The following is a 25,202-nucleotide window of genomic DNA, read 5'->3' as shown; positions in this document are numbered from 1 at the left end:
TATACTGTCGCATTAAAAAAGGACCTTGCGGTCCTTTTTTAATGGCTGGATGTTACAACTCACCAGGTTTAAAACTGTCCACACTGATGGCTTCAAAACGCAGCTTGTTCATATGATGCAGTTGCTCGGCCTGCTCTGCTGTCACTATGCCTGCCGCTTCTGCTTCGGTAATAGCTTGCTCCATCGGCACCTTACGGCTGATTTTGCCTTCGCGCTGAGCCAGCATAATGGCTTTCAGTTGTGGCTGCGCCTGCACCATCTCCACAAAGGCTTGCTCCATCAACCCGGTCGGATCGTTTTCACCCTCGCCAATGTAGCACAAGTGAGTCAAGCGATCGCGGATCACCCCTGGCTTCGATAAAGCCTCACAGATATCGATACAGATGTCATCGGCTGGCATCTTGTAACCAATGCCGAAAGGAAAGATCAACCGTTTTAACAACACCGCCACCACCCGGGCCGGGAAGTTGGCAAAGAAGCCATCAAAGGCGCGCCCTATTTCAGCCAAAGAACGTTGCAGGTTGTAGTGCACGAAAGGCAGATCAGCCTGTTGACGACCGTTGTCTTCGTAAAACTTCAACACCGCAGATGCCAGATACAAATGACTTAAGACGTCTCCCAGGCGGGCAGACAACATCTCTTTGCGCTTTAAGTCCCCGCCCATCATCAACATGGAAACATCCGCCGTTAAGGCCAACGCCCGGCTCATTCGGCTTAACTGCTTGTAATAGCGTGCAGTTTCTCCAGCCATTGGGCTCTTGTTAAAACCAGCTGCCGTCAGCCCCTGCCACAAGCAACTGAAGGTATTACCAAGTGCAAAGCCAACATGACGTAACAGCAAACCATCAAATTGTTTTAAACCTTCGTCAGCATCGGGGTTGGCAGCCGCTTGCAGCTCAGCCAATACGTATGGATGACAACGGGTCGCCCCCTGACCAAAAATCATCAGATTGCGGGTCAGGATGTTGGCACCTTCCACCGTAATAGAGATGGGTACCCCCATGTAGCCATGCGCCAGGTAATTCTTTGGCCCCAATTGAATGGCTCGGCCAGCATGAATATCAAAGGCATCGTTTAAAATGGTGCGGGACATCTCTGTCATGTGGTATTTGGCAATGGCCGTAACCACACCCGGGCTTAGTTTTAAGTCGATGGCACCGGCTGTCATCACCCGCATCGCTTCAAGACCATAGGTCAAACCGCCAATCCGGGCAAAAGACTCCTGCACTCCTTCAAACTTGCCAATCGACAAGCCAAACTGCTGTCGTACATAACTGTAAGCCCCGGTCATCCGGCTGGCCAGGTGCCCTGTCGCTGTAGCCAGGGCTGGCAGCGAAATGCCACGGCCAGCAGATAAACACTCAACCAGCATGCGCCAGCCTCGGCCAGCATAGTCTGGACCACCGATGATCCACTCCAGCGGAATAAACACATCCTTGCCATAGGTGGTGCCATTCATAAAGGCCATCCCCATCGGGAAGTGACGATCACCGATTTCAACGCCCGGGTGCGAGGTTGGGATCAAAGCACAGGTGATGCCAATGTCTTTTTTATCCCCCAGAATGGCATCCGGATCCGTCAGCTTGAATGCCAAGCCCAGCACGGAAGCAACGGGAGCAAGGGTGATGTAACGCTTGTCCCAGTTAAGACGAATACCCACCACTTCCTTGCCTTCATGCTCTGCGCGGCAGATCACACCTGTATCTGGAATACCGCCGGCATCGGAGCCAGCCTCAGGCCCGGTCAGGGCAAAACAAGGCACATCGCGGCCATCGGCCAGCCTTGGCAACCAGTAATCTTTTTGTTCGTCGGTCCCATAGTGCATCAACAGCTCACCTGGCCCCAAAGAGTTTGGTACCATCACGGTGACTGCAGCCGTCAGGCTTCGGCTGGCAATCCGCGATACAATCGTTGAGTTGGCAATCGCCGAAAAACCACGACCACCGTAACTTTTCGGGATAATCATGGCAAAAAAGCCTTCTTGCTTCAGATAGTCCCATACCTGCTGCGGCAAATCACGCTTGTGCTGCACAATGTCGTAATCGTCCAGCATCGTAAGCAGCGTTTCGACCTGTTCATCCAAAAACGCCTGCTCTTCCTGGTTCAGCTGTGGCTTTGGAAACTGATGCAATTGCTGCCAGTCCGGTTTGCCTTTAAACAACTCACCGTCCCACCAGACATCCCCCGCCTCCATTGCTTGCTGCTCGGTTTCCGATAAGGGCGGCAAAATACGTTTAAATACTTTAAAAACCGGGGCAGAAATCAGCGCCCGTCGAATGGGCGTCACCCCAAGCAACAGAGCTAGGGTGACAACAAGGATGAGTAACAAGGTCATGGTGGTATCCTTAAAATGTGGCCTGGGCCATTAAGTCGAGTTGTTTAGAGTCGATGGTGGGTGCGGCAATGCCCGCAGCCAAATAAGGCAGCAGCCGGCGGATCACACTGGCGATATCCGCTTGCTCCTGGTAGTCGGCAGCCGCGATATCAAACAATGCCTCGCTGGATGCCATGGTAAAAACCACCGTACCCAACGAAAAATGCAAACGCCAGAAAATCTCTGCATTGCTCAAAGATGGGCAAGACTGCTGCACCAACAGCACAAACTTATTTAACACTGAGCCATAATGGTGGCTGATAAACTTGCGCAAGTGTCCCTGCACATCAGTATAGCCCCGTCCCAGCAGTTGCAAAAATAAGGTGGTGCCCTGCGGCTTTACCTGCTTTAATTCCAGCAAAGGCTGTACGAACACAGCCAGCACCTCAGACAAAGTCGATGGCTGCTGTCGTGCTAACAAGGCATCAAACTGCTGCTCCAGCCGCGGCATCACAATTTGCAAATAGCGCTGCAACACCGCCTGGATCAAGGCTTTTTTCGAACCAAAGTGATAGTTAACCGCGGCCAGGTTAACTTCGGCTTGGCTGGTGATTTGCCGCAAAGAGGTATCGTTAAAACCGGACTCGGCAAACAAGCCCTCGGCAGCATCCAGAATTTTTTGTTGTGTTTGTATTCGGCTCATGCTCACCCCATTTCAAACAACTGTTTGAAATGTACGTTTGAACCTGAAAACTGTCAAGTACTAATCCGATGAGTCAGGGTCTTGGATTTTAGTGTCAACAAAGGGGTTGACACTGCATGACTTTTCAGCGAGTTTATGGGGCCTGATTAGTTATCAACCAAAAGGAGATGCCCAATGCCTGCTTCGCCATCGCAAAGTCGCTGCTACTGCAACTCTCCTTTTGTATCCCCCTACTACTTATCCGAGTGGTTCAATAATTAGCCCAACCGCTGTGCCATACAGCGGTGCCGCATGTAGTTTTAATCAAGTCTTACTTAAGTAACGACGATTTCATTCGCCACCTCTCGTTTGCATCCGTTGCTGCATTTCAGCATCCGTTCATGCTTTGGCACAGCCATGGTTTCACCTAATTCACAATCAGATTGCCGCCTACGGCAACCCCTAAGCAAAGTGAGGAAGAAGCATGAAAACAATAAACAAAGGTGTTAGTAAAGTAGCTCTGGCAACCCTAACTGCCCTTTTCGGGGTCCAGGGCGCTTATGCCAGTGAAGACGAAACCGCCGCTAAGGATGTTGAGCGCATCGCCATTACCGGCTCCCGCCTGCGCGGTGTCGATATGGAAGGTGCCAACCCGGTACAGATCATCAGCAGGGATGAGTTAACCAACCGCGGTTATGACAGTGTCAGCGCTTTTCTGCGGGACTTACCTCAGGCAGCCAGCGCTGGTACTTTTAGCGAAAACGGGGCTACTGCAACAGCCGCAGGTGCGCCGGCAGGCTCATCTGGTGTTAGCTTACGCGGGTTAGGCAGCAGCTCTACCCTGGTGTTGGTCAATGGCCGTCGGGTTGCGGTCGACTCCTTTGCCAACGGCGCAGATTCTTTTGTCAACGTCAATACCATCCCGATGTCTGCGATTGAGCGCATTGAAGTGCTGACCGATGGCGCCTCTTCCGTCTATGGCTCTGACGCCATCGCCGGTGTCATTAACTTTATTTTGCGGGACGATGTCCAAGGCCATGAAATCTCGCTGATGTATGGCAACGATACCAAAAGCAGCGATTTCAGTCGCTACAACCTGACCTATGTCGGTGGTTTTAACACAGCCAACAGCAACACCACCCTGGTGGTCGATTACTTTGACCGCAATGCATTGTTTAATGCCGATCGTCCTATTGATGTGACTTTCGCCCTTCGCACCTCCCTTGGCATCGATGGGCAAAATTTCCCGGAAGCCTGGTGTGGGGATGATACGGTCCGCAGTGGTACCGAATGCCGTTACGACTACGTGATGGAGCGTGCGATCCAACCGGAGTCAGAGCGCCTGGGGGTCACCCTGAGTCACCTACAGCAGCTGGATAACAACATGGAGCTGTTTGCTGAAGGGATGTACCAGCGCAACAAAGGCTCAGCCTACGATTCAGCCACGGCTTACACCGTGACTATTGCACCAGACTCCAGCCTGGTGCCTGACGATGTTCGCGAGCTGAACCCCAATGACAGCAACATCATCGTCCGCACCCGTTTTCCCGAGCGCCGGCAACAAGCCTATGATACCGAGTCATTTCGCATTCTGACCGGTTTACGCGGGGAAGCCGGTGACTGGTTCTGGGAAGCAGCCGCAACTTATGGCGTCACTGAAAATGAAGTACGCCATATCCGTGGCTACTTTAATCGCGATGCCGTACTAAACGCCATCGCCGACGAGCGTTTTAATCCATTCAACCTGGGCCGCGATAACAGTGAAGCAACGCTGGCGAATCTTCGTAGTCTGGCACCGCGCAGAGGCCGTTCAGAAACCTACAGCCTGGACTTTAACATCTCTGGTGACTTGTTTGAGCTGCCAGCGGGCTTTGTCAGCTCAGTCTTTGGTGGCGAGTTCCGTTCCGAGGACATTAAAGATACGCCAGCCGCCATTGCTGCTGCCGATGGCGTTTACGGTTTAGGTGCCCGTGATGCACAGGCCGATCGAACACAGTATGCGCTTTACGGCGAGTTTAACCTGCCACTGACCGATGACATTGATGCGGTGGCCGCCATTCGTTACGATCACTACAGCGACTTTGGGGGCGATGTCAATCCGAAGCTTTCGCTGCGCTGGCGGGCCACCGATGCTCTCATCCTGCGCGCCTCCTGGAGCACCGGCTTCAGAGCCCCATCGCTGTCTCAATTGGGTGCGGGCCGGGCACTGGCAACAGGCTACATCAACTGCGGACCAGGCGAAGAGTTTGATGCGCTGTGTGGCAGCTTCGATGATGAAGTCAGCTTTGATCAAGAGACTCGTGGTAATCCAGAGCTGGGGGCCGAAAGCTCCGAAGCAATTAACATTGGTTTTTCCTGGAACCTGACGGACAACCTGCAATTCACAGCAGATTACTGGCGCTATGACCATAAAGACATTGTGGATGTCGACGCCAATACCACCTTGCGTAACTGCTTAAGTGGCAGCGCCCCAACCGTTACCAATGAAGCCGACTTGCCAGGCTTTGGCTGTGTCGTCAGTGGCGAGGGTGATCTGGTGTTCTTGCGTAACGGTTTCTTTAACGTTGGCCAACAAAAAACCGACGGCCTGGATGTCAAACTGAATTACCGGCTGGCAACTCAACAACATGGCCAGTTTAATTTCTTTGCCAATGCCACCAAAACCTTTAGCTATGAGCGTCAAATTACACCGGACACTCCACCACAAGACTTACTGGGGCGTTTAAGCGGTGCCAATGAAATTGCCCGCCCTAATCTGGTGGCTGATTTTGGTACCGATTGGCGCCATGGCAACTGGAATCTTGGCTTAACAGCCAATTACATCGCCAGTATGGGCGATGGCGATTTCCGCTGGGGTGGCAATGAAACCGTCTCCTCCTGGTTGGTGTTTAACGCCAGTGCAGGCTATGACTTTGGTGATTATGGCCGGGTGCAACTGGCCGTCCGTAATCTGACCGATAAGAACCCACCTTATGCGTCATCACCAACGGATGGTTATGCCAGCGCGGTGCATGACTGGCTGGGCGCTACCTACACCCTAAGATACACCTTCAACTTCTAAACGAAGACAACACTTCCTGGTAACTTTGGGGCCCTTGTGGCCCCTTTTTTTTAATCCATCGGCAGCATGGCCTGCGCCAAAACCGGCGCCAACCGTTCTTTGTACTGCCCGACCACCTGCAGTTCTTCATCGCGGAGCTGATTTTTCTCCAGCAAGGAAATCGTCCGAAGCGCCAACTCTTTTTGTCCGGCCGACAGGCCTCCCTCTTCAAAAATCAGCGTCAAGACCTTCAGCACGCTGATGGGCACTTTGTTATTTTTCGGCGTGAGCTCCATTGCCTGTTCCAGCGCTGACAAAGCGGCACCGTACTTTTTCTTCTTAAAAAACTCAATCGCCATACTTTGCAGTTGCTTCGGTGTAAAATGCACCCGATCTTGCTCGTCACACTCCTGCTCGACGTACTTTTTAACCACCAGGCCGGCCAGATTATCGGACGAAATTTGCTTTTTCACGGCATCCATGATCAACGCAGCCTCTTCCCGCCGCCCCAGTTCATGAAAGATTTTGGCCTTATCCAAATTATCGTCCAGCGACACTATAGGTCGAACCGACACATGCAAATCAACCAGGCTCTCGGCTTTCTTTCGTTCATCGGTAGCCAGGAATAACCGAGCTTTAGCAATGGTGATCTGCTCTTTGAATAAGGCCGCTTCTTTGTAGTCTTTCTCCAGCGCCTGAATCTGCTTGTCGGTTTGTTGCAGTATTTTTTTAGAGCGCTCATTGTTAAGCGTTTGAGCCAAGTCCAGGCCGGCGCGAATCACATTCAAAGCCAATACAGGCGAATCGTGCAAGGAGTTTTTCGCGTGTTTCGCCATGGCTTGTGTTGCCAGGTACTGGCCTTCAAAATCATGCGTCAGTCGGGCTAAGTCCCAGACCTTTTTATTGCGCTCAATGTTGCGTGGAGAAAGCGCGACCGCTTTTTTGATTTCTTCGTAGGCTTTATCAAAGTCTTGCTGCTCAATGTAATACTGCGCCAATAAATCATAGGTCGCGAAACGGGTGTCGACTCTGTCGGTCATCTCCGCCAATAGCTGTTCAATCTGCTGCATTTTGTCTTGTTTTAGCAGCGCAGTGACATAACCGAGGTACATCCAGGACATCTGATGTTTTTGCATCAGTTGCTGGTAAAAGCGCTCCGCCTCCTCAAACTCAAGCAACTTCAGCAAAGCTTCCCCTTTGATGCGCATAAGCTGCAAGTGAAAACGAGCAAGCTGAGGGTTCAGCAGATGCCGGTCGGCTAAGTAGATGGCTTTGCTGTAATTTTTTAAATCAATGGCTTCAAACACATCAAACAAAGTGCGCTTAATGTTGAGAACCTGAGGTAGGCGTTGTTTGACCCTTGCACTATCGAGAGGCTTGACCCAAAAATCATCGGGTTGCAATTCGACAATGCTATTCACCAGGCTTTCATCGGTCTCGGCGCTTAAAAAAATCAGCACCGTTCGTTTATTAACATGACCTTTAAACTTGAGCTCCTCCAGCAAATGAAAGCCGTCTTTGTCGCTTTTGACGTTAAAAGCGCAAATAACGATGTGAAAACGCTGCTGTTCACAAAGCCGCAGTGCGTAATACGCATTTTCAGCGTACTTGATATGACGAATCCCCAACTCGTCAAAAGAGGACTTCAGTAAGTTATGTACCAGGTATTGATCATCCACAATCAGAACTTTTAGAGACTCCAGATTGCTTAAATCGGCTTTTTCCATAGCTGGTCAATTCCTGAGGACGGTCTGACACACAAACAGGGGCCAGTCAAAGATAGTTATGAAGTGATTATAGTCCTCCGAGCCATGAAAGCCATGCAAAACATGAACAAAGTGAGCAAAATCAATCCATGACTCTGACTGGCGGTTCCGTCAGCTTTCAAGTAAAATACGCCCCCTTTTGTTTTGATGGTGTAAGTTCATGTCACAGCCCAAAGTCGGATTTGTCAGTTTAGGCTGCCCGAAAAACCTGGTGGATTCAGAGCGGATCCTGACGCAATTGAAAAGCGATGGTTATCAGATAGTCCCAACCTATCAGGATGCGGAGCTGGTGATTGTGAACACCTGTGGCTTTATCGACAGTGCGGTGCAGGAGTCGCTGGATACCATTGGCGAAGCTTTGGCTGAGAACGGCAAGGTCATAGTTACCGGCTGCTTAGGCGCGCGTGAAGATGAAATCCGCCAGGTTCACCCCAATGTGTTGGGGATCACCGGCCCTCATGCCTATGAAAACGTGCTGCAGCAGGTGCACAGCTTTATTCCTAAACCCAAATACGATCCCTTTACCATGCTGGTACCGGATCAGGGCGTAAAACTGACACCACGTCATTATGCCTACTTAAAAATTTCCGAAGGCTGCAATCATCGTTGCACCTTCTGCATCATTCCCTCAATGCGTGGCGATTTGGTTAGCCGCCCCATTGGCGAAGTGCTGGATGAAGCGCAGCGCTTAAAAAATGCCGGCGTGAAAGAGCTGCTGGTGATTTCACAAGATACCAGCGCCTATGGCGTTGACACCAAACACCGTACTGGCTTTTGGAATGGTCAGCCGGTTAAAACCGATATGCTGGCACTGTGTCAGGCTCTGACCGAGCTGGGGATCTGGGTCCGGTTGCATTACGTTTACCCTTACCCGCATGTGGACAAGGTGATCCCACTGATGGCTGAAGGCAAGTTGTTGCCTTATCTGGACATTCCTTTTCAACACGCCAGCCCGCGTATTTTGAAATTGATGAAACGACCTGGCCAGGCCGAGCGAACCCTGGAGCGGATCAAAGCATGGCGGGAAATCTGTCCGGATTTAACCATTCGCTCCACCTTTATTGTCGGTTTCCCTGGCGAAACTGAAGAAGACTTCCAGCTGCTGCTCGACTGGCTGCAAGAAGCACAGCTTGATCGAGTTGGTTGCTTCAAGTACAGCCCGGTAGAAGGTGCCAAGGCCAATGAGCTGCCCGATCCGGTTCCTGAAGATGTGAAAGAAGAACGTTTTCATCGTTTTATGCAAACGCAGCAGGCAATAAGTGCCGCGCGTTTAGAACGCAAGGTCGGCCAACAACTGACCATCCTGATTGATGAAGTGAGCGATCAGGGGGCAGTCGGTCGCAGCGCTGCTGATGCACCGGAAATCGATGGCGTGGTTTACCTGGATGATGCCAGCGATCTGCAACCGGGCATGCTGGTAGCAGTCGAAGTTACCCGCACCGATGCCTATGATCTCTGGGCAAAACGTCTGTAAGCTTCAAACTTATTGATGCGCCTGTTGCGGCAAGTGCTGCTGCAACAGGTCGGCTAACCGCTGATAGGCATCCGCCGATGCATCTTGCTGACGCCAGGCCAAATACATGGGCCGCCAGAGCCCGGCCTCACCCAGCGGCAAAGAAACCAATAAGCCTTGGCCGGCATAAGGCTCTGCCATCCAGGATGGCAAAACAGCAATTCCTTGCCCAGCAGCCACCTGTTGTACCATCTGACTGCCTTGCGCCACCGTTTTAAGTCGCCCTTGAAACGGCCGCTCAGCCAAGAAAAAGCGAAACACATCTTGCCGTTGAGCTGGCACCGGATAACTAAATAGCGTTTCTCCTACCAGGTCTTCCGGCTTTGCAAAGGCGGCACTGGCCAGTGGATGATCCGGGCTAACCAACAAGCGCAACTCCATCGGATACAAATAATGGTAGTGGACCTGAGGCAGCAAACGCTGATCGCTGGTCACCACCAGATCCAGCTCATTGCGAACCATGCCTTCGACAGCCTGGTGCTCAATGCTGGCAGTTAAGTCCAGTTCATAGCCATCTTCCAGAGCCTGAAATGCTTTCAGCGCAGGCAGCAACCAATGATAGCAGGCATGGCATTCCACGCAAAAGCGGATCGGTCGTTTGGTCACTGCGTTACCGTGCTTAAGGCCTTGCTCTACCAGCCGTACAGCCGGCAATACCTGTTCGGCTAGCTCCAGCAGCAACACACCCGCCGGTAAGAATTTTAAAGGCTCCGTTTTACGCTCAAACAAGCTGTCCCCAATCCGGTGCTCCAGCTCTTTGAGTTGATGCGATAAAGCCGATTGGGTAATACAGAGCAGCTTAGCAGCGCCCATCACCGAGCCGGAGTCTCTAAGCGCTTGCACCGCTTTTAAATGCTTTAACTCGATCATGATGGGCTGTTTGCACCTGTTTTCGTTATTTTTTACCATTGCCATCATAACCGGCAACGGAAGACGCATCAACGTCTAGACATCTAAGAAAACAAAAAGCAGACTTAACGACTGGGGAGATCGAAGGCGGCAAACATGGCGTCAACCTCCTCTTGATTGCGCAACTGATTGGCTTTCTCCACCACATCTTTGGTCAGGTGAGGCGCAAAGCGCTGGATAAAGTCGTACATGTAGCTGCGTAAAAAAGCACCTTTGCGAAAACCGATTTTGGTGGTGGAAGCATCAAACAGATGACTGGCATCCAGCGCCACCAGATCGTGGTCAAGCGTGGGATCCACCGCCATGGTTGCCAACACACCGACACCCAGCCCCAACCGAACATAAGTTTTCAACACATCGGCATCGGTGGCAGTAAAAACAATTTTCGGCTCAAGCCCACAGGCATTAAAGGCACGGTCCAACTCAGAGCGGCCGGTAAAACCAAACACATAAGTCACAATGGAAAACTGGGCAATGTCTTCGACAGTGAGCTTGCGCTTTAGCTGAGCCAATGGGTGGTCTTGGGTGACAATGACACTGCGGTTCCAGTGATAGCAGGGCAACATCACCAGATCGCCATACAAATGCATGGCCTCGGTGGCAATAGCAAAATCTGCATCGCCACGTGAAGCGGCTTCAGAAATTTGTTGTGGTGAGCCCTGATGCATATGCAGCGTTACTTTAGGGTACTTTTCAATAAAGCCCGAAATCACCGGAGGCAGCGCATAACGCGCCTGAGTATGGGTTGTGGCAATATTTAACTTACCCTGATCCGGCAAGGTATGCTCTTTAGCCACGGCTTTGATGCTTTCCACCTTGGCCAGGATTTGCTGCGCAATTTCAATCACTTCTTTCCCAGCAGGCGTGACATGCGTTAAGTGCTTACCGCTGCGACCAAACACCTGGATCCCCAGCTCGTCTTCCAGCATCCGCACTTGCTTGCTGATCCCAGGTTGGGAGGTATAGAGGCTTTCCGCCGTAGCCGACACATTCAAGTTATGGTTAAGCACCTCGACAATGTAACGCAACTGCTGAAGCTTCATGGGTCGGATCCCTGTCACAAGACTGAAAGGCAAGCGGCTGGATATTCCAGTTCACTTAGGATACTGTAGAGTTCTATAACCAATAGTAGCTAAAAAAAATGCGAAAGAGTAGGCATTGGCTATACGAAATGACTTTTTTCGATTACTTTAGTCACACTTGGTTGCCGGAACTGGAACCTTATGAGTAAAACACCCTTACCTATCGACTTTGCATCCGTATTGGCTTCGTCCGTGCATGATATGAAAAACTCATTGTGCATGTTGTTGCAGTCCATTGAACTGATGCATGATGATCTGGCCGAGCAGGCCCCCCAGTCGCAGCAAGAACTGGCTAAAATTCATTACGAAGCCAACCGGCTCAACACCAATCTGTTGCAATTACTTTCGTTGTACCGTCTGGAGCGCGATCAACTGCCGCTGCAGATCGATGACTATTACCTGATGGATCTGCTGGAAGAAATTCAGCTGAAAAATGAGCTTTACATAGCGCAAAAACAGATTGACTTGCGCATCGAGTGCCCGGATGAATTGCACTGGTTTTTAGATCGCGATCTAATCCTGAATTTGGTGAATGACATTGTGGTCAATGCCATACGCTATACTCAACAGAAGTTATTGATCCGAAGCTATCAACACGATGCAATGCTGGTGATCGAAGTGCATGATGATGGCGCCGGCTTTCCAGACTTTATGCTGGCCGATAGCAAGCAATTGCTGAATAAAGCTGAGCTGAGCCGCGGCCATACAGGTCTTGGCCTGTTTTTTGCTAATCTCATTGCACAAGCGCACCAGCATCATGGGCACCATGGTCAAATTGAGCTAAGCAATGGTGGTCAGTTTGGTGGTGGCATGTTCCGACTGCAGTTACCCTGATGGCAAGGTATCGGCTGAACAGACTTTGAGGTATCGATGTTACTAACTCTGATTGTTATTTTGGTCATCGCACTGGTGATCATTGCCGTGATCGTCAATGCGATACAGCAACATCGTAATCGGATGGCTGCTTTGAAACGTGCAGAATTCAGTAAGCTACGGACTATTTTGGAAGATACCGAAGATATCCTGATGAATTCGGCCAATGTGCCGCTAACGCCGGCGATTAGCCAGGTGTTACTGCGCCGCATCGCCTTTACCCTAAAAGCCATGGTAGAGCTAGAACCGGGCTCCAAAGACATCAAGAACCGGCTGAACGAAACGCAAAACCGGCTCAAAGAATTTGGAGCAAGCTCGGATGAACAACAGGTTTCCGAAGGCATTACTTTGCCCGATGATGACAAGGTATTGATCGCTCTGATTCAGGGTATTAAGAAATTACGGATTATTTTGCGCTCAGAGCACGCCAGGGGCAATGTAGATACTGAGGTAGTGATTCAGGAAGACCGCCGTCTGGAGGCTTTGCAATTGCGTATTAATGTTGAAAGCCAAATCAAACGGGGGATGAAAGCTCGCTCAACCCAAATGCTGGGCTCTGCGCGTCAATATTTTGAGAAAGCACTGGCCGCGCTTGATGGCTCGCCGCATCAGACGGAGTATGTCATTACCCGTAAATCGGAAGTGATGCAGTCACTGCAAGAAATCTCTGATGAGCTGAAAAACTCCAATCAGCGTGACAGGGATAAAAAAGCAGAGCAGGAAAATAAGGATTTGGACGAGCTGTTTGCCCCCAAACGCAAGTGGTAACAAAAAACCAGCCGAAGCTGGTTTTTTTCTGCAATGACTGCAAAGCTGCTATTTTTCTGTCACCTTCCAACGACCATTTTCGTACCAGGCAGACCAGCCAGTCGCTTTGCCATTTTGCTCGGTCATCACGTACTGCTGTTTGGTTTTCCGGCTCCAACGGACAATGGTTGGATTACCGGCATCGTCTTTGACCGGAGCTTCGGTTAAATACAGGAACTTCGGCGACAAGCGATCGCGAAAACGAACCAGCTCTTCAACCAAAGGCGCCCGGGTTTCCCGTGATTTCGGAAAAGTAGATGCCGCCAGGAAAATTCCTGCCGCGCCATCGCGAAGCACAAAGTAAGCATCGGACTTCTCGCAAGGCAGCTCAGGCAAATGCACCGGATCTTCTTTCGGTGGTGCTGCTTCGCCATTGCGCAACAATTTCCGGGTATTTTTGCAGTCGCTGTTGGTGCAGCCAAAGTACTTGCCAAAACGGCCGGATTTCAACTGCATGTCCGAACCACACTTGTCGCACTCAATCACAGGGCCATCGTAGCCTTTAATTTTAAAGCTGCCCTGCTCCACCTCAAAGCCATCGCAGCTAGGGTTGTTGCCACAGACATGCAATTTCCGGCTTTCGTCAATCAAGTAAGAATCCATCGCTGTCCCACACTTGGCACAACGGCGCTTCTGCCGCAAGGCTTCGGTTTCCTGCTCCTCGTCATCGACATCCGCCACAGCCTCATCACCGGACACCAGATTCAAGGTGGTAGTACAACGCTCTTTTGGTGGCAACTGATAGCCGGAGCAGCCCAGAAACACCCCGGTGGAAGCGGTACGGATGCCCATTTTACGGCCACAAGTCGGGCAATCAATGTCGGTTAAAACAAACTGGTTGACCTTCATGCCGCCTTCGTTTTCGTCGGCTTCGGCTTGTTTTAACTGCTCTGAAAAACCCAGGTAAAAGCTATCCAACACTTCACGCCAAGACAACTCACCGTGAGCTATGTCATCCAGCTTTAATTCCATGTTGGCGGTAAAATCAAAGCTCATCAGCTCATTGAAATTATCCAGCAAACGATCGGTGACGATTTCACCCATTTTCTCGGCATAAAAACGCTTGTTTTCAATGCGGACATAGCCACGGTCCTGGATGGTGGAGATGATGGAAGCGTAGGTCGATGGCCGTCCAATGCCCCGCTTCTCCAACTCTTTCACCAGGCTCGCTTCGCTAAAACGCGCCGGCGGCTTGGTAAAGTGCTGCTGTGGCAACAATTGCTGCAATGCCAGGACCTCACCCGCTTTGACATCAGGCAGCACTGAGTCTTCATCGCCTTTGCGTTTCACCGCAGGCTGTACTCTGGTCCAACCATCAAAGCGCAGCACACGCCCTTTGGCTTTCAGTTCAAAGTCAGCTGACTCGACGGTTATGGTGGTGACATCGTATTGCGCTGCAGGCATCTGGCAAGCAACAAACTGACGCCAAATCAGCTCGTACAGTTTACGGGCATCGGCTTCCATATCGCCCAAGGTGGCCGCCTGAACCTGCACATCCGAGGGACGAATGGCTTCGTGCGCTTCTTGCGCATTGCCTTTGCTGCCATAACGCAGTGGCTCCGGCGGCAAGTACTTGCTGCCAAAGTTTTGTTCAATGTAATCGCGACAGGCCTGAACCGCATCCTGACTCAGGTTGGTCGAGTCGGTTCGCATGTAAGTAATATGACCGGCCTCGTACAACCGCTGGGCCAGCATCATGGTCTTTTTCACACCATAGCCCAGACGCGTACTGGCAGCCTGCTGCAAAGTGGAGGTAATAAAAGGTGCCTGAGCCTTGCTGCTGCTCGGCTTGTCTTCACGCTTTGCTACCCGGTAATCCGCCTGCTGCAGTGCAGCCAGCGCTTGTTCTGTTTGCGCTTTGTTGACCGGTCGAAACGCCTGCCCCTGGTGCTTGCTGACATCCAGCTGCAAAGCCTGTGCGGCAGCAGTGGTAGTCTCAGCCTGGACCGTCCAGTATTCTTCGGGGTTGAAGGCTTTGATTTCACGCTCGCGCTCAACAACCAGTCGAACAGCCACCGATTGCACCCGACCCGCCGATAAGCCACGGGCAATTTTTTTCCACAACAGCGGCGAGACCATAAAGCCCACCACCCGGTCCAGAAAACGCCGGGCCTGCTGCGCATAAACGCGATCCACATTGACATCACCAGGCTCTTCAAAAGCCTGCTGTATGGCGTTTTTGGTGATTTCGTTAAAGACCACACGCTTAAATTTTTGTGGCTCGCCACCAATGATTTGTTGCAAATGCCAGGCGATGGCTTCTCCTTCGCGGTCCAAATCCGTGGCCAGATAGACGGTATCCGCTTTGTCCGCCAGCGTCTTTAACTCTTTGACGACTTTTTCTTTGCCCGGCAAAATCTCATAGCGGGCCTGCCAGCCATTTGCCGGATCAATCCCCATGCGGTCAACCAATGCCTGATAGGCTTTTTGCTCTTTACTCAAAGCGCTGGTTGCTTTTTTGGTTTTGTCCTTATCCTTGCTCGAGCTGGTCGGTAAATCCCGAATATGCCCTACGCTGGACTTCACAACAAAATTGTTGCCCAGATACTTATTAATCGTCTTCGCTTTTGCCGGTGACTCGACTATAACCAGTGATTTCGCCATCTCAACCCTAAGAATCTTTGAAAAAATGCGCTGATGGAACCTTCTTTTTTAACGTATATCTGCAAACGGAAGTTGTGACAAGCCCATAAACTCATTATTATGCTGTCAAGCTCGGTTTTTTGAGCTCCTTGATGATTAATTCATCAAACCAATAAAGCAAATCCCTCTGGCCAAATAAAAACAACAGAGCCAGCCAAACGGAAGGATACAAGTAAAAATGAAGTACTTTGAAGCTAATTTTGACGGGCTGGTTGGCCCTACGCACAACTATGCCGGTTTATCCGTTGGCAATGTTGCCTCGCTGAATAACGCCCGCAATAATTCCAGCCCACGCCAGGCAGCAAAGCAAGGCCTGCAAAAAATGAAAGCATTGCGGGACTTGGGCCTGGTGCAAGGCGTGTTGGCACCGCAAGAGCGGCCAGACGTCTATACCTTGCGCCGTCTCGGTTTTACCGGTAGCGATCACGATATCATCAGCAAGGCAGCGAAACAAGCACCCGCCGTGCTTCGTGCCGTTTGCTCTGCCTCGAGTATGTGGACAGCGAATGCGGCCACCATCTCGCCAAGCGCGGATACCGCCGATGGTAAAATTCACTTTACCCCGGCCAACCTGACCAATAAATTCCACCGCTCTTTAGAGCCAGATACCACAGGTCGTATTTTGCAGGCCATGTTTGCCGATCCAAACCACTTCGCTCATCACCGGCACTTACCGGACAACGATCACTTCGGTGACGAAGGTGCAGCCAACCATACCCGTTTATGCAGCGAGTATGGCGCCAGGGGCGTCGAACTCTTTGTGTTTGGACGCTATGCCTTTGATGCCAGTAAACCGGCGCCTAAGCGCTTCCCAGCGCGTCATACGCTGGAGGCATGTGAAGCCGTTGCCCGCTTGCATGGATTATCCGACGAGCATGTGGTCTACATGCAACAGAACCCGGATGTGATCGACCAAGGGGTTTTTCACAACGATGTGATCGCCGTAGGCAACCAGAATGTGTTGTTCTTCCACGAAGAAGCCTTTGTCGAGAAAGAGCAGAAACTGGCAGAGCTGCAGCGTAAATTTGGCAATGCCAGCGAACTGCACCTGATCGAAGTCAAAAGCTCAGAAGTCGCTGTGGATGATGCCATCAAAACCTACCTGTTCAATACCCAGGTGATCACCCTGCCAAATGGTGAGATGGCCATTATTGCACCCACCGAATGCCGCGATAACGATCGTGTTGCTGGTTACCTGGAGCAGCTGACTGGTCGTGGCACCCCCATTCGTCAGGTCCACTACTACGATGTGAAGCAGAGCATGCGCAATGGCGGTGGCCCGGCTTGTTTACGTTTGCGCGTTGCCATGAGCGAGCAGGAGCGCCAGGCGGTGAACCCGAATGTGTTGTTGGATGACACTTTGTTCGACACCCTGAACCAATGGGTCGACAAACACTACCGTGATGAGATCAGCGAAGCCGACCTGGCCGATCCTCAGTTGCTGCAGGAATCACGTGCAGCCTTGGATGAATTGACGCAGATTTTACACCTTGGCTCTGTCTATCCTTTCCAACGTGGCTGACATAGAAGTGCAGTGAAGCCCGTAAGGCTATAAAAAAACCCGCGAATCAATCGCGGGTTTTTTAGTGCTCATTTTTTATGAGTGTAGTTTACAGCGTATCAAAACAACTGCCTGAAGATCCGAACGGATTCGCTGGTGGTGGTGAGTTTTCCTGCGAAACATCGGCAGCAGCAACTGGTAATCCAAACTCACGGTAGCTGATATTTTCTGTGCCAGCAGCAAAGCCAGACACTTGTAAGCGTACATCCAACCAAGGTGCTACATCTCTTGGATAAGTGACATTGAACACCGCAATGCCATCGCTGTTTGAGGTAATGGTGGATGGTACTGTTGCCAAATTGCCAGGAGTGAGCTGACCATCGCCATTCAAGTCTTCACCATTATCCAAAATACCATTGAAGTTGACGTCTTCACTTTCACAGTGCGCGGTCACTGAAGGCACCCAGATTTTGAAGCTTTCTGGTGGTGGAGGATCTTTAATCCATACCCCTTTACGATACCGTAACGAGACTGCTGCAACGTTTAGAGGTTGATTGGCAACGGGGTTACCGGATGAATCCGTTACAATAACTGAGAACTCTTTGCGATACAGACTTGGCGAAGGGCTTTCAACAATATTACCGGTACCGAAGCGGAAGAATAACGTCCGTCCACCCACCGCAATATCGGTGGCATCAGAGACACTGGCATCACTGACCAAAGAAGCGGTAATGATCAAATTCTCACCTTCGACACCTGCACCGGTGGATAAATCAGCGGTGAACGATGTGGTAGCAACCCCCTGAGAATTGGTGGTCGCTGTACCTGAGCTGATGGAGCCACCTGCGCTGTTATCCAATGAGAAGGCCACCAACTGATTTTTAACCGGATTGTTATTCACATCACGGACAATGGCCCGAACTGAACTGCTGTCACCTGAAACCAACTGAGCAGGAAAAGCCTGAACCTCCATTTTGGTCGGGTTGGTAGCAACAAATTCCACAACTTTCTGAGTGCTGACTTCATTGTCACCGCCCCGGGCTGAAATAGTAGCAAGGCCGGCAAAAGAGGATTGAATAAAGACTTCAGCCTGGCCATCACTATCGGTTGTTGATTCAGCCACTACACTTTCGTTTGATAAACCAGCTTCAGTGCTGGCAATTTGTCCGCGGGTGGTAGAAAACAACACATCGCGGCTGGCATTAGGAACACCGTCGGTCAACCATTCAAGTATCATTGATGAAGGTGTATTTAAATCGACTTCAGGAATGGCTGCATCGTCAGAGGATAAAAAGACAAAACTATCCGCCTTAACACTAATGGCAATGGTTTGAGTTATACCCAAAGCCGAGACCAGAATGGTATCATCACCACTGGTCACAGCATCGTAACTAATACTGACCTGTCCATTGGTGCCTGTAACAGGTGAAGTTTCACTAAGTGGGTTGCCCAGTTCGGAAGACACTGAAAGCACTTCATTGGGTATCCCCTGGCCAGCAGCATCTTGCAATGAAAAGTTCAATGAGACGCTGTCACCCAACACCACAGCCGAAGGTGCAACGGCCTCCAATGTAGTGCCGACTACACGAATCACCAGCTCATCCAAAACATTATTCACTCGTGCACGAATGGTGATATCACGAATCGTCTTATCGATTTGGCTACTCAATGTTGCTTTTGCAACACCATCTTGCTCTGTTAAGGGTGAGCTGACGATTAGCTCACCTGAATCGGATGAGAAGGTGACAGGGATCCCTTCCAATAAGACGTTATTGCTATCGCGAACCAGGGCTGAGAGCTGCACCACATCAGAGGCACCAGAGCCCAACTGGGTGCGGTCCGCTAACAAACGTACACTTGAAATGGCAACTCCGGTATCACCACCGCCGTCACCGGCTGACTGAAAACCTGCTCTTGCCGTCGCCAAAATGGTTTCATCATCGATCAGTTCCGCTTTAAGCTCACCCGCCCCACTGCTGGCTCCCACCGACAGGTTGATCTGCGCAACGCCATTCGCATCGGTCAACACAGAACCTGTTGATGTGGACAGCTCTGCCAGCCCGGTCTGATCGATTGAAAATTGAATCACCTTTCCAGCAACCGAAGCCCCCTGGGTCGCAGACAAGGTTGCACGCGCTGTCAGCGGCTGCTGCTCAGAAAGTTCAGTTGTCTGCTCATCCTCAGCATTCAGCAAGACCAACGCCAATGAGTACTGAGGAGGAGTTCCTCCGGTACCGCCGGTCCCACCACCACTGTCGAGTGTACCACCACCACGACAAGCAACCAGAAAAACAGACAATAGTATTGAGGTGCAAATAAGCTGGATTGAACGCATCAACAAACTCCCAACCTTTATAATTTTAATTGTTTGATATCTATTCTGTATCTTATCCCACGATTTATCCAGCCGTCACAGCTTTTTTTAAAAAAAAATTAAATGGAGTTGGTTGCACAAAAGCAACCTGATACCCTTAAGTACCTTCAAAACTCGTCTCAAATTCACTATGCAAACCCATAAAAAACTAAGCCTGACCAGTAAAATTGTGATAGGGATGGTGGCTGGCATACTGCTCGGAGCCTTCTTTCAGTGGATCTTGGCAGGCCAGGATGAGCGGCTTATCCCGCTATTTTTATTTCAGTTGCCCATCCGCGCATTTTTTATTGATGGCCTCTTTCACATTGGCGGCCAGATATTTATAGCCAGCTTGCAAATGTTGGTGGTACCTCTGGTATTTATTTCTCTGGTTTGCGGCACCACATCCCTGTCTGACGCCAGTACCTTAGGCAGACTGGGCGCCAAGTCGGTGGGTCTTTACCTGATCACCACGGCCATCGCCATTACCCTGGCGATATCGGCAGCCTTGCTGATCGGGCCAGGTCAAGGCGTTGAGATGCAAACAGACGCCAGCTTCAGCACCGCCGAAGCTCCGGGACTGGCGCAAGTGATTATCAATATGTTCCCGCGCAACCCTATCAATGCGATGGCTGAAGGCAACATGCTGCAAATCATTATCTTTGCCGTGCTTTTTGGCATTGCCACAGCCATGAGCGGCAAAACCGGTGAACGCATCGCCGACTTGTTTCAGGATCTGAACACCATTGTGATGAAGCTGGTCACCATTTTGATGAATCTGGCACCTTATGGCGTGTTCTGTTTAATGGTCCGTGTGTTCAGCACCATGGGGCTGGATATGTTCAGCAGTCTGGCAGCCTATTTCTTTGTGGTACTTGGCGTGCTTTTATTGCATGGCTTTGTTTCCTATCCTGCGCTCCTCAAAGTGCTGACCGGGCTCAACCCGGTAATTTTCTTGCGCAAGATGCGCGATGCTGCCCTTTTTGCCTTTAGTACCTCCAGCAGCAATGCCACCATACCGGTGACACTGGAAACGGTCACGAAAAAACTGGGCGTAAAAAATAGCATTGGCTCTTTCACAGTTCCCCTTGGCGCCACCATCAACATGGATGGCACCGCCATTATGCAGGGGGTAGCCACTGTCTTTATTGCCCAGGTCTTTATGGTGGACCTGACGCTAACCGATTACCTGATGGTGGTGTTAACAGCAACTTTGGCTTCAGTTGGCACGGCAGGCGTTCCTGGCGTGGGTCTGATCATGCTGGCCATGGTATTGCAACAAGTGGGTCTGCCGGTAGAGGGCATTGCGCTGATTATCGGGGTGGACCGTTTGCTGGACATGACCCGAACCGCCGTCAATATCACCGGCGACTCCATGGTATCCTGCGTGATTGCAAAAAGTGAGCAGCAGCTGGATGAAAAAGTCTTCAATGATCCAGATGCAGGTCGAAAAGAGGAAGAGTCAGTCGACTTTACCCATCTGCACAACGGCTAACTCAGAAGAGCAAGTAACACCCCAGAGCGGCATATGGATGCTCTGGGAGCTCCTCAGAATTGAATGCACCAGGCTTTTTCAATCAGGTAACTGGTGGCGAAGCTTCGGCGAGCAAAGCCCTGACCGGTTAAGTTTCGAATGGCCAGCAGGGCAATGTCTGCAGCTGAAAACAACCGACGTATCTCCAACTCAGTGATAGCAAAAGGCGGCCCCTGCTTTTCAGTTGGTGGGTATTCCAAACTAATGAGTAGCAGGCTGCTGCCTGCCGGCAACAGCTGGCGCAAGTGTTCTGCATACTGCTGACGCATCTGCGGGGGCAAGGCAATCAGTGCTGCTCGGTCATAAACCACAACAGGTCCATTCAACCAGTTTGCCGTGAGCTGGAAAAAGTCCCCTTGCAAAATCGCAATGCCATCGCCCTGATGCACCCTGAAAGGGGATTGCCGCCGCTGCTCGACCACAAGCCCATGCTCGCGAAAAAACTCCCGGCACGGCCGCTCAACCAGCTCCACCCCAAGCACAGGCCATTGCTGTGTTAGCCATAGCAGATCCGGGCTTTTACCACACAAAGGCACCAAAACCTGCTGGTGTTGCGGCTGACAAACCCTGGACCAACAAGCTGGCAATAACGGATGCACGGCATCCAGCTGAAATCCAGGAGTGGGGTGCTGCCAGGACTGCTGCCAAAAATCCGCTTCCACCTTCAGCGGCCCCAGAGCCCAAAGGGCATTTTCTGCCACAATTGTTGCAGGGCCACACTGGCGCCAGCGCCTACCCGCTCGGCCAGTTTTTTCTTCGGTTGAAACTTTACCTGTAGCAAGCGGCGCTGCTCTACCCGCTGCAACAAGAAATCATCGCTGGTTTGCAAGGCATCCACCAGCTTTAATTCCAGTGCCTGACTGGCCAACCAGTACTCGCCGGTTGCAACCTGCTCAACATCGACCACATCGCGATGCTGCACCACATGGTCTTTGAACAGCTGGTGCGTTTGCTCAAGGTCTTGCTGAAACTTTTCGCGCCCTTTATCGGTATTTTCGCCAAAGAGCGTTACGGTTCTTTTGTACTCACCTGCTGTGAATTGCTCAAAATCAATGTCGTTTTTTTGCAGCAAACGATGAAAGTTTGGTAGCTGTGCCAGAACACCTATGGAGCCAATGATGGCGAAGGGGGCCGCAATAATGCGGTTGGCTATGCAGGCCATCATGTAGCCACCACTGGCTGCGACTTTGTCCACCGCCACGGTGAGCGTGATCTTGCGCTGGCGCAAGCGATCCAGCTGCGAAGCGCCAAGACCATAGCCGTGCACCACACCACCACCGCTTTCCAGTCGCACCAGTACGTCGTCATCAGGCTCGGCAACCGCCAGGATGGCCGTCACCTCTTCGCGCAGAGCATCCACCTCTGATGCCCCCATACTGCCATGAAAATCAATCACAAAGGTGGTATTTTTGGCGTCGCTTTGCAGCTTTTTGTACTCTTTTTGCCAGCGTTTGAAGGCTTTTTTATCCAACAGTTCCGCCTTGAGGTTCTGCTTGAGCTGAGCAAAATCATCCGATAAGTCGATAAACTGAAACTCGCCTTTTTTCGGTTTGTGGCGGATGGCGCTATTGGCAATAATGCCTGCTACCAAGGCGATGGCAAAAACGGTGGTAGCCGCTTTCGCTAAAAACAGGCCATAGTCGTATAGAAATTCCAAGTGTCTCTCCTTTTGACTTTTTTGCATTGTACCTAAAAATAAAGCCCGGAAAACCGGGCTTTTGCAGATACAGCATCAAAGATTAGTCATGCAGCACCGATGGGTCAGTCACGTTGACCACAGCACCACCACTGCCAAAGAAGCTGGCCATTTGCCGCTGCATCTCCAGAGTTACGGCTGGACTGGCTGCAGGGCTCAAAATCGAACCGTGATCACCGGCATTAAAGCGGCTGATGGTGGCTCCCTCAACAAAATTGAGGCCAGCTTCCACAACAGCATCCGCTTGCAGTAAACGGGCCATTGGCTCGGTTCCGGCCAGAGGCATGGAGCCGGCTTGCAGTGCAGCCGTCGGTGAGAAGAAGCCGTTCGGAATCACCTGATCGGGTAGGTTATCGCCACCATCACCTGCCACCATCAGCATATGCACTGGTGTCTCGGTGGCCATTAACTGATGCAGGTAGTTGTTCGGATCGCCGGCATCGGTAATGGTTTGAGCGGCAAAGGCAAACTGCGTTAAATTCCCTTGAATGGATGCCAGCAGCGCAGCTTCACCATCCAGGGTTAACTCCGTCAGGAATGCATCAACGTACTGAGCCGCACAAGTGGCAAAGGCATTTTGCTCGGCTGCAGTAGGTTCTTCTGATGTTGGCGCGGTACAGCTACCGGCATCAGCAAAAGCACCAAAACGTGCCGAGCTGGCATCGCCTGCTCCTAAAATGACGTTGGCTTTAATCAGACCGCCAAATTGCGGCGAGTCCAACAAGAAGTTGGCTACTGCACCACCAGGCATTGCCAAGCCAACAGAGCGCACCTGATAAAGCGCATCCAGTTGCGGATTACCGGTCGGCGTATTGGCCAAAGCCACCATGCCGGAACCAGCAATGGCCCCTAAGGAGTGCCCCAGTACATGCACCTGACTGGTATCTAAATTCGCCCCTTGGGTGAAGTTAAGCGCTAAGCGCAGCCCCAGCATATCGGCCATACTCTGCCGCAGGTTGTCACGCGTCACTGGCAAATTGCCAAGGTTCATGTACACCGTCGCACTGCCTTGCTGTCCGCAAGAGGCGCCAGAGGTGTTCAATGCACCAAAGCCACGACTGCCATGCAGAGGGTGGTCAATGGCCACAGTCGCAAAACCAGCCTGAGTTAAGGCACTGGTGACCGCCAGCATATTTTCTTTGCAGGAAGTAATGCCATGCTGCAGCATCACCACCGGCCAACCATTGGCCGGCATATCGAAGGCATTGTCATCCGGCAGCGTCATCTGCACATCCAGAGTGGCTTGCATCCGTGGCATTGGAATGGTGTTGAACTTGGTTAGGTGACGGCGCGCATCCAGACCGAAGTCGCGCAGAGCACCACCAGAGGCAGCGTTGCAGAATGCGTCGTTCATCATTTGCTGGCCTTCAAGCTGTGACTCCAACGCAAGGATTTGCTCTGGGCCCAAACTGGCAATAATGGCGCCACTGTCACAACGGGCTTTCCAACTGTCATTGAGTGGTCCGGTAGGGTTGTCCGCAGTGGGAATGCCGGAATAGTATGGCAAGGTCACGCTGCCTTGAAACAGCCGCACCAGGCCAAAGCCTTGCTCAGCAGGGAACTGCGGACTCAGGTCGGACACACGCAATCCGGTATCCTGTACTTGAACTACCGGCTGAGCACCCTGCTGAATACTTGCGGCCAGGAGTTGCTTGGTGGTCGCCAACACATCCGCTGTCGACTGGGTGGTGATGGCGGCAGTGTAAATAATGCTGGAGCGGTTCAGGTCGCCCGACGACACCGCAGCTTCAAAGCTATTGATCACACCCTGCAATTGACGTTGCTGCGGAGAACCAAGTGGTAAGGTTGCTAAATCCTGCTGCAACAGCTCGTATGTGGTGGATGGCTTGATGGAGCGTCCCTCGGAGTCGCGCAGGCTATCAGTCAGGGCTACGATGTAGGTAGTTTTGCCTTTGAGTGGACGCAATGGAATCACAGCAACATTGTTGCCACTGGGCACAGTAATAAAGTCCTGGCCAAATGCCAGCTCACCGACCATTTGGCAAGCCACGCCTTGTGGCAGCTCACGACAAGCATCAATGCTGGATGTTGGGCCACCCATCACCACTTCAAAAATGCGGACGGCTTGGGGGTCACTGGCACTTTGTGCGTTCAGGCTAACGTCCGCCGGAAAACGCAATTCAATGCTAAACGGGTTTTGGGTCGACCAGCCATCCAGCACGCCCAAGGCTGTTTGCGGATTGCTGTAGTCCTGACTATCAGCGTCCAGCGTCAAGGTGCCATCGGTCGTGCCCAGAAACAACAAATCATTGGGCACAGATACTTGACCCGCACCTGGATCAAACACCACGCGTGCGGCGGGAATCACCTGGGATCCCTGCTGCTCTACCTCCTGCTTAATGTCATCCAGTGAATCACCACAACCGGCCAGACCCAATGCAGCAGCCACAGCCAGACTAATCGCAAGCTTTTTCATAGATTCTCCCCTGTCCTCACTTTTTTGTTTTTTGCAACAACGCGTGTTGACT

The 25,202-nt window shown here is 51.4% G+C and carries 16 protein-coding genes; 6 read left to right on the top strand and 10 right to left on the bottom strand.

All coding sequences use genetic code 11. The features are described from left to right. Nucleotides 1-52 precede the first annotated feature (52 nt). A complete protein-coding gene (locus Q3O59_RS05045) occupies nt 53-2,335 on the bottom strand; it encodes an acyl-CoA dehydrogenase (RefSeq protein ID WP_305944538.1) in 2,283 nt (760 codons plus the stop codon). A gap of 10 nt (nt 2,336-2,345) precedes the next feature. After that, the gene (gene psrA, locus Q3O59_RS05040; RefSeq protein ID WP_305944537.1) at nt 2,346-3,017 is read right to left on the bottom strand and encodes a TetR family transcriptional repressor PsrA; all 672 of its coding nucleotides are present in this window, start codon (nt 3,015-3,017) and stop codon (nt 2,346-2,348) included. 463 nt (nt 3,018-3,480) lie between these two features. Between psrA and Q3O59_RS05035 the strand changes: the two genes are divergently transcribed. Beyond that, the gene (locus Q3O59_RS05035) at nt 3,481-6,057 is read left to right on the top strand and encodes a TonB-dependent receptor (protein ID WP_305944536.1); all 2,577 of its coding nucleotides are present in this window, start codon (nt 3,481-3,483) and stop codon (nt 6,055-6,057) included. A 50-nt stretch (nt 6,058-6,107) separates the two neighbouring features. Here Q3O59_RS05035 and Q3O59_RS05030 read toward each other — a convergent pair whose 3' ends face one another. Further along, on the bottom strand, nt 6,108-7,763 hold the full coding sequence (locus Q3O59_RS05030; protein ID WP_305944535.1) for a response regulator: 1,656 nt from the start codon (nt 7,761-7,763) through the stop codon (nt 6,108-6,110). Nucleotides 7,764-7,962: 199 nt separating this feature from the next. Here Q3O59_RS05030 and rimO point away from each other — a divergent pair, with 199 nt between their 5' ends. Then, entirely contained in the window at nt 7,963-9,276 is a 1,314-nt protein-coding gene (rimO, locus tag Q3O59_RS05025) for a 30S ribosomal protein S12 methylthiotransferase RimO (RefSeq protein ID WP_305944534.1), read from the top strand. Between the two features lie 9 nt (nt 9,277-9,285). On the opposite strand, the gene Q3O59_RS05020 is transcribed toward rimO, so the two are convergent. Both Q3O59_RS05020 and cysB read right to left on the bottom strand, forming a co-directional pair. Further along, nucleotides 9,286-10,185 (bottom strand): LysR substrate-binding domain-containing protein, encoded by a 900-nt coding sequence (locus Q3O59_RS05020; protein WP_305944533.1) that lies wholly within the window; start codon nt 10,183-10,185, stop codon nt 9,286-9,288. A gap of 104 nt (nt 10,186-10,289) precedes the next feature. After that, entirely contained in the window at nt 10,290-11,267 is a 978-nt protein-coding gene (cysB, locus tag Q3O59_RS05015; protein WP_305944532.1) for an HTH-type transcriptional regulator CysB, read from the bottom strand. Between the two features lie 180 nt (nt 11,268-11,447). Here cysB and Q3O59_RS05010 point away from each other — a divergent pair, with 180 nt between their 5' ends. Together Q3O59_RS05010 and Q3O59_RS05005 are read left to right on the top strand one after the other, a co-directional pair. Beyond that, on the top strand, nt 11,448-12,140 hold the full coding sequence (locus tag Q3O59_RS05010) for a sensor histidine kinase (protein WP_305944531.1): 693 nt from the start codon (nt 11,448-11,450) through the stop codon (nt 12,138-12,140). Nucleotides 12,141-12,176: 36 nt separating this feature from the next. Beyond that, the gene (locus tag Q3O59_RS05005) at nt 12,177-12,947 is read left to right on the top strand and encodes a hypothetical protein (protein ID WP_305944530.1); all 771 of its coding nucleotides are present in this window, start codon (nt 12,177-12,179) and stop codon (nt 12,945-12,947) included. Nucleotides 12,948-12,995: 48 nt separating this feature from the next. On the opposite strand, the gene topA is transcribed toward Q3O59_RS05005, so the two are convergent. Then, nucleotides 12,996-15,590 (bottom strand): type I DNA topoisomerase, encoded by a 2,595-nt coding sequence (gene topA, locus Q3O59_RS05000; protein WP_305944529.1) that lies wholly within the window; start codon nt 15,588-15,590, stop codon nt 12,996-12,998. 217 nt (nt 15,591-15,807) lie between these two features. Between topA and astB the strand changes: the two genes are divergently transcribed. After that, nucleotides 15,808-17,151 (top strand): N-succinylarginine dihydrolase, encoded by a 1,344-nt coding sequence (gene astB, locus Q3O59_RS04995; protein ID WP_305944528.1) that lies wholly within the window; start codon nt 15,808-15,810, stop codon nt 17,149-17,151. Between the two features lie 88 nt (nt 17,152-17,239). On the opposite strand, the gene Q3O59_RS04990 is transcribed toward astB, so the two are convergent. Continuing rightward, nucleotides 17,240-19,465 (bottom strand): Ig-like domain-containing protein, encoded by a 2,226-nt coding sequence (locus Q3O59_RS04990; protein WP_305945106.1) that lies wholly within the window; start codon nt 19,463-19,465, stop codon nt 17,240-17,242. Between the two features lie 169 nt (nt 19,466-19,634). On the opposite strand from Q3O59_RS04990, the gene Q3O59_RS04985 reads away from it, so the two are divergent. Beyond that, nucleotides 19,635-20,978 carry a dicarboxylate/amino acid:cation symporter gene (locus Q3O59_RS04985; RefSeq protein WP_305944527.1) on the top strand — a complete coding sequence of 448 codons (1,344 nt, stop codon included), beginning with the start codon at nt 19,635-19,637 and terminating at the stop codon, nt 20,976-20,978. Nucleotides 20,979-21,031: 53 nt separating this feature from the next. Here the strand turns inward: Q3O59_RS04985 and Q3O59_RS04980 are convergent, their stop codons facing one another. From Q3O59_RS04980 to Q3O59_RS04970, 3 genes are all read right to left on the bottom strand, one after another. After that, the gene (locus tag Q3O59_RS04980; RefSeq protein ID WP_305944526.1) at nt 21,032-21,718 is read right to left on the bottom strand and encodes a class I SAM-dependent methyltransferase; all 687 of its coding nucleotides are present in this window, start codon (nt 21,716-21,718) and stop codon (nt 21,032-21,034) included. Further along, complete coding sequence (gene sohB / locus Q3O59_RS04975) at nt 21,682-22,674, bottom strand: protease SohB (protein WP_305944525.1); 993 nt, start codon at nt 22,672-22,674, stop codon at nt 21,682-21,684. The genes Q3O59_RS04980 and sohB overlap by 37 nt, the downstream gene beginning before the upstream one ends. An 82-nt stretch (nt 22,675-22,756) precedes the next feature. Next, a complete protein-coding gene (locus Q3O59_RS04970) occupies nt 22,757-25,150 on the bottom strand; it encodes a VolA/Pla-1 family phospholipase (RefSeq protein WP_305944524.1) in 2,394 nt (797 codons plus the stop codon). Nucleotides 25,151-25,202: the final 52 nt, after the last annotated feature.

Origin of the sequence: Alkalimonas delamerensis (assembly GCF_030717955.1) — a bacterium.
In the GTDB taxonomy this organism is placed as follows: domain Bacteria; phylum Pseudomonadota; class Gammaproteobacteria; order Enterobacterales; family Alteromonadaceae; genus Alkalimonas; species Alkalimonas delamerensis.
This window is presented reverse-complemented; position numbering and strand designations above follow the sequence as displayed.

What these genes read in the sequence shown, in the direction of transcription:
- Q3O59_RS05045 (WP_305944538.1), bottom strand. Translation starts at nt 2,335, where the DNA reads ATGACCTTGTTACTCATCCTTGTTGTCACCCTAGCTCTGTTGCTTGGG.
- psrA (WP_305944537.1), bottom strand. Translation starts at nt 3,017, where the DNA reads ATGAGCCGAATACAAACACAACAAAAAATTCTGGATGCTGCCGAGGGC.
- Q3O59_RS05035 (WP_305944536.1), top strand. Translation starts at nt 3,481, where the DNA reads ATGAAAACAATAAACAAAGGTGTTAGTAAAGTAGCTCTGGCAACCCTA.
- Q3O59_RS05030 (WP_305944535.1), bottom strand. Translation starts at nt 7,763, where the DNA reads ATGGAAAAAGCCGATTTAAGCAATCTGGAGTCTCTAAAAGTTCTGATT.
- rimO (WP_305944534.1), top strand. Translation starts at nt 7,963, where the DNA reads ATGTCACAGCCCAAAGTCGGATTTGTCAGTTTAGGCTGCCCGAAAAAC.
- Q3O59_RS05020 (WP_305944533.1), bottom strand. Translation starts at nt 10,185, where the DNA reads ATGATCGAGTTAAAGCATTTAAAAGCGGTGCAAGCGCTTAGAGACTCC.
- cysB (WP_305944532.1), bottom strand. Translation starts at nt 11,267, where the DNA reads ATGAAGCTTCAGCAGTTGCGTTACATTGTCGAGGTGCTTAACCATAAC.
- Q3O59_RS05010 (WP_305944531.1), top strand. Translation starts at nt 11,448, where the DNA reads ATGAGTAAAACACCCTTACCTATCGACTTTGCATCCGTATTGGCTTCG.
- Q3O59_RS05005 (WP_305944530.1), top strand. Translation starts at nt 12,177, where the DNA reads ATGTTACTAACTCTGATTGTTATTTTGGTCATCGCACTGGTGATCATT.
- topA (WP_305944529.1), bottom strand. Translation starts at nt 15,590, where the DNA reads ATGGCGAAATCACTGGTTATAGTCGAGTCACCGGCAAAAGCGAAGACG.
- astB (WP_305944528.1), top strand. Translation starts at nt 15,808, where the DNA reads ATGAAGTACTTTGAAGCTAATTTTGACGGGCTGGTTGGCCCTACGCAC.
- Q3O59_RS04990 (WP_305945106.1), bottom strand. Translation starts at nt 19,465, where the DNA reads ATGCGTTCAATCCAGCTTATTTGCACCTCAATACTATTGTCTGTTTTT.
- Q3O59_RS04985 (WP_305944527.1), top strand. Translation starts at nt 19,635, where the DNA reads ATGCAAACCCATAAAAAACTAAGCCTGACCAGTAAAATTGTGATAGGG.
- Q3O59_RS04970 (WP_305944524.1), bottom strand. Translation starts at nt 25,150, where the DNA reads ATGAAAAAGCTTGCGATTAGTCTGGCTGTGGCTGCTGCATTGGGTCTG.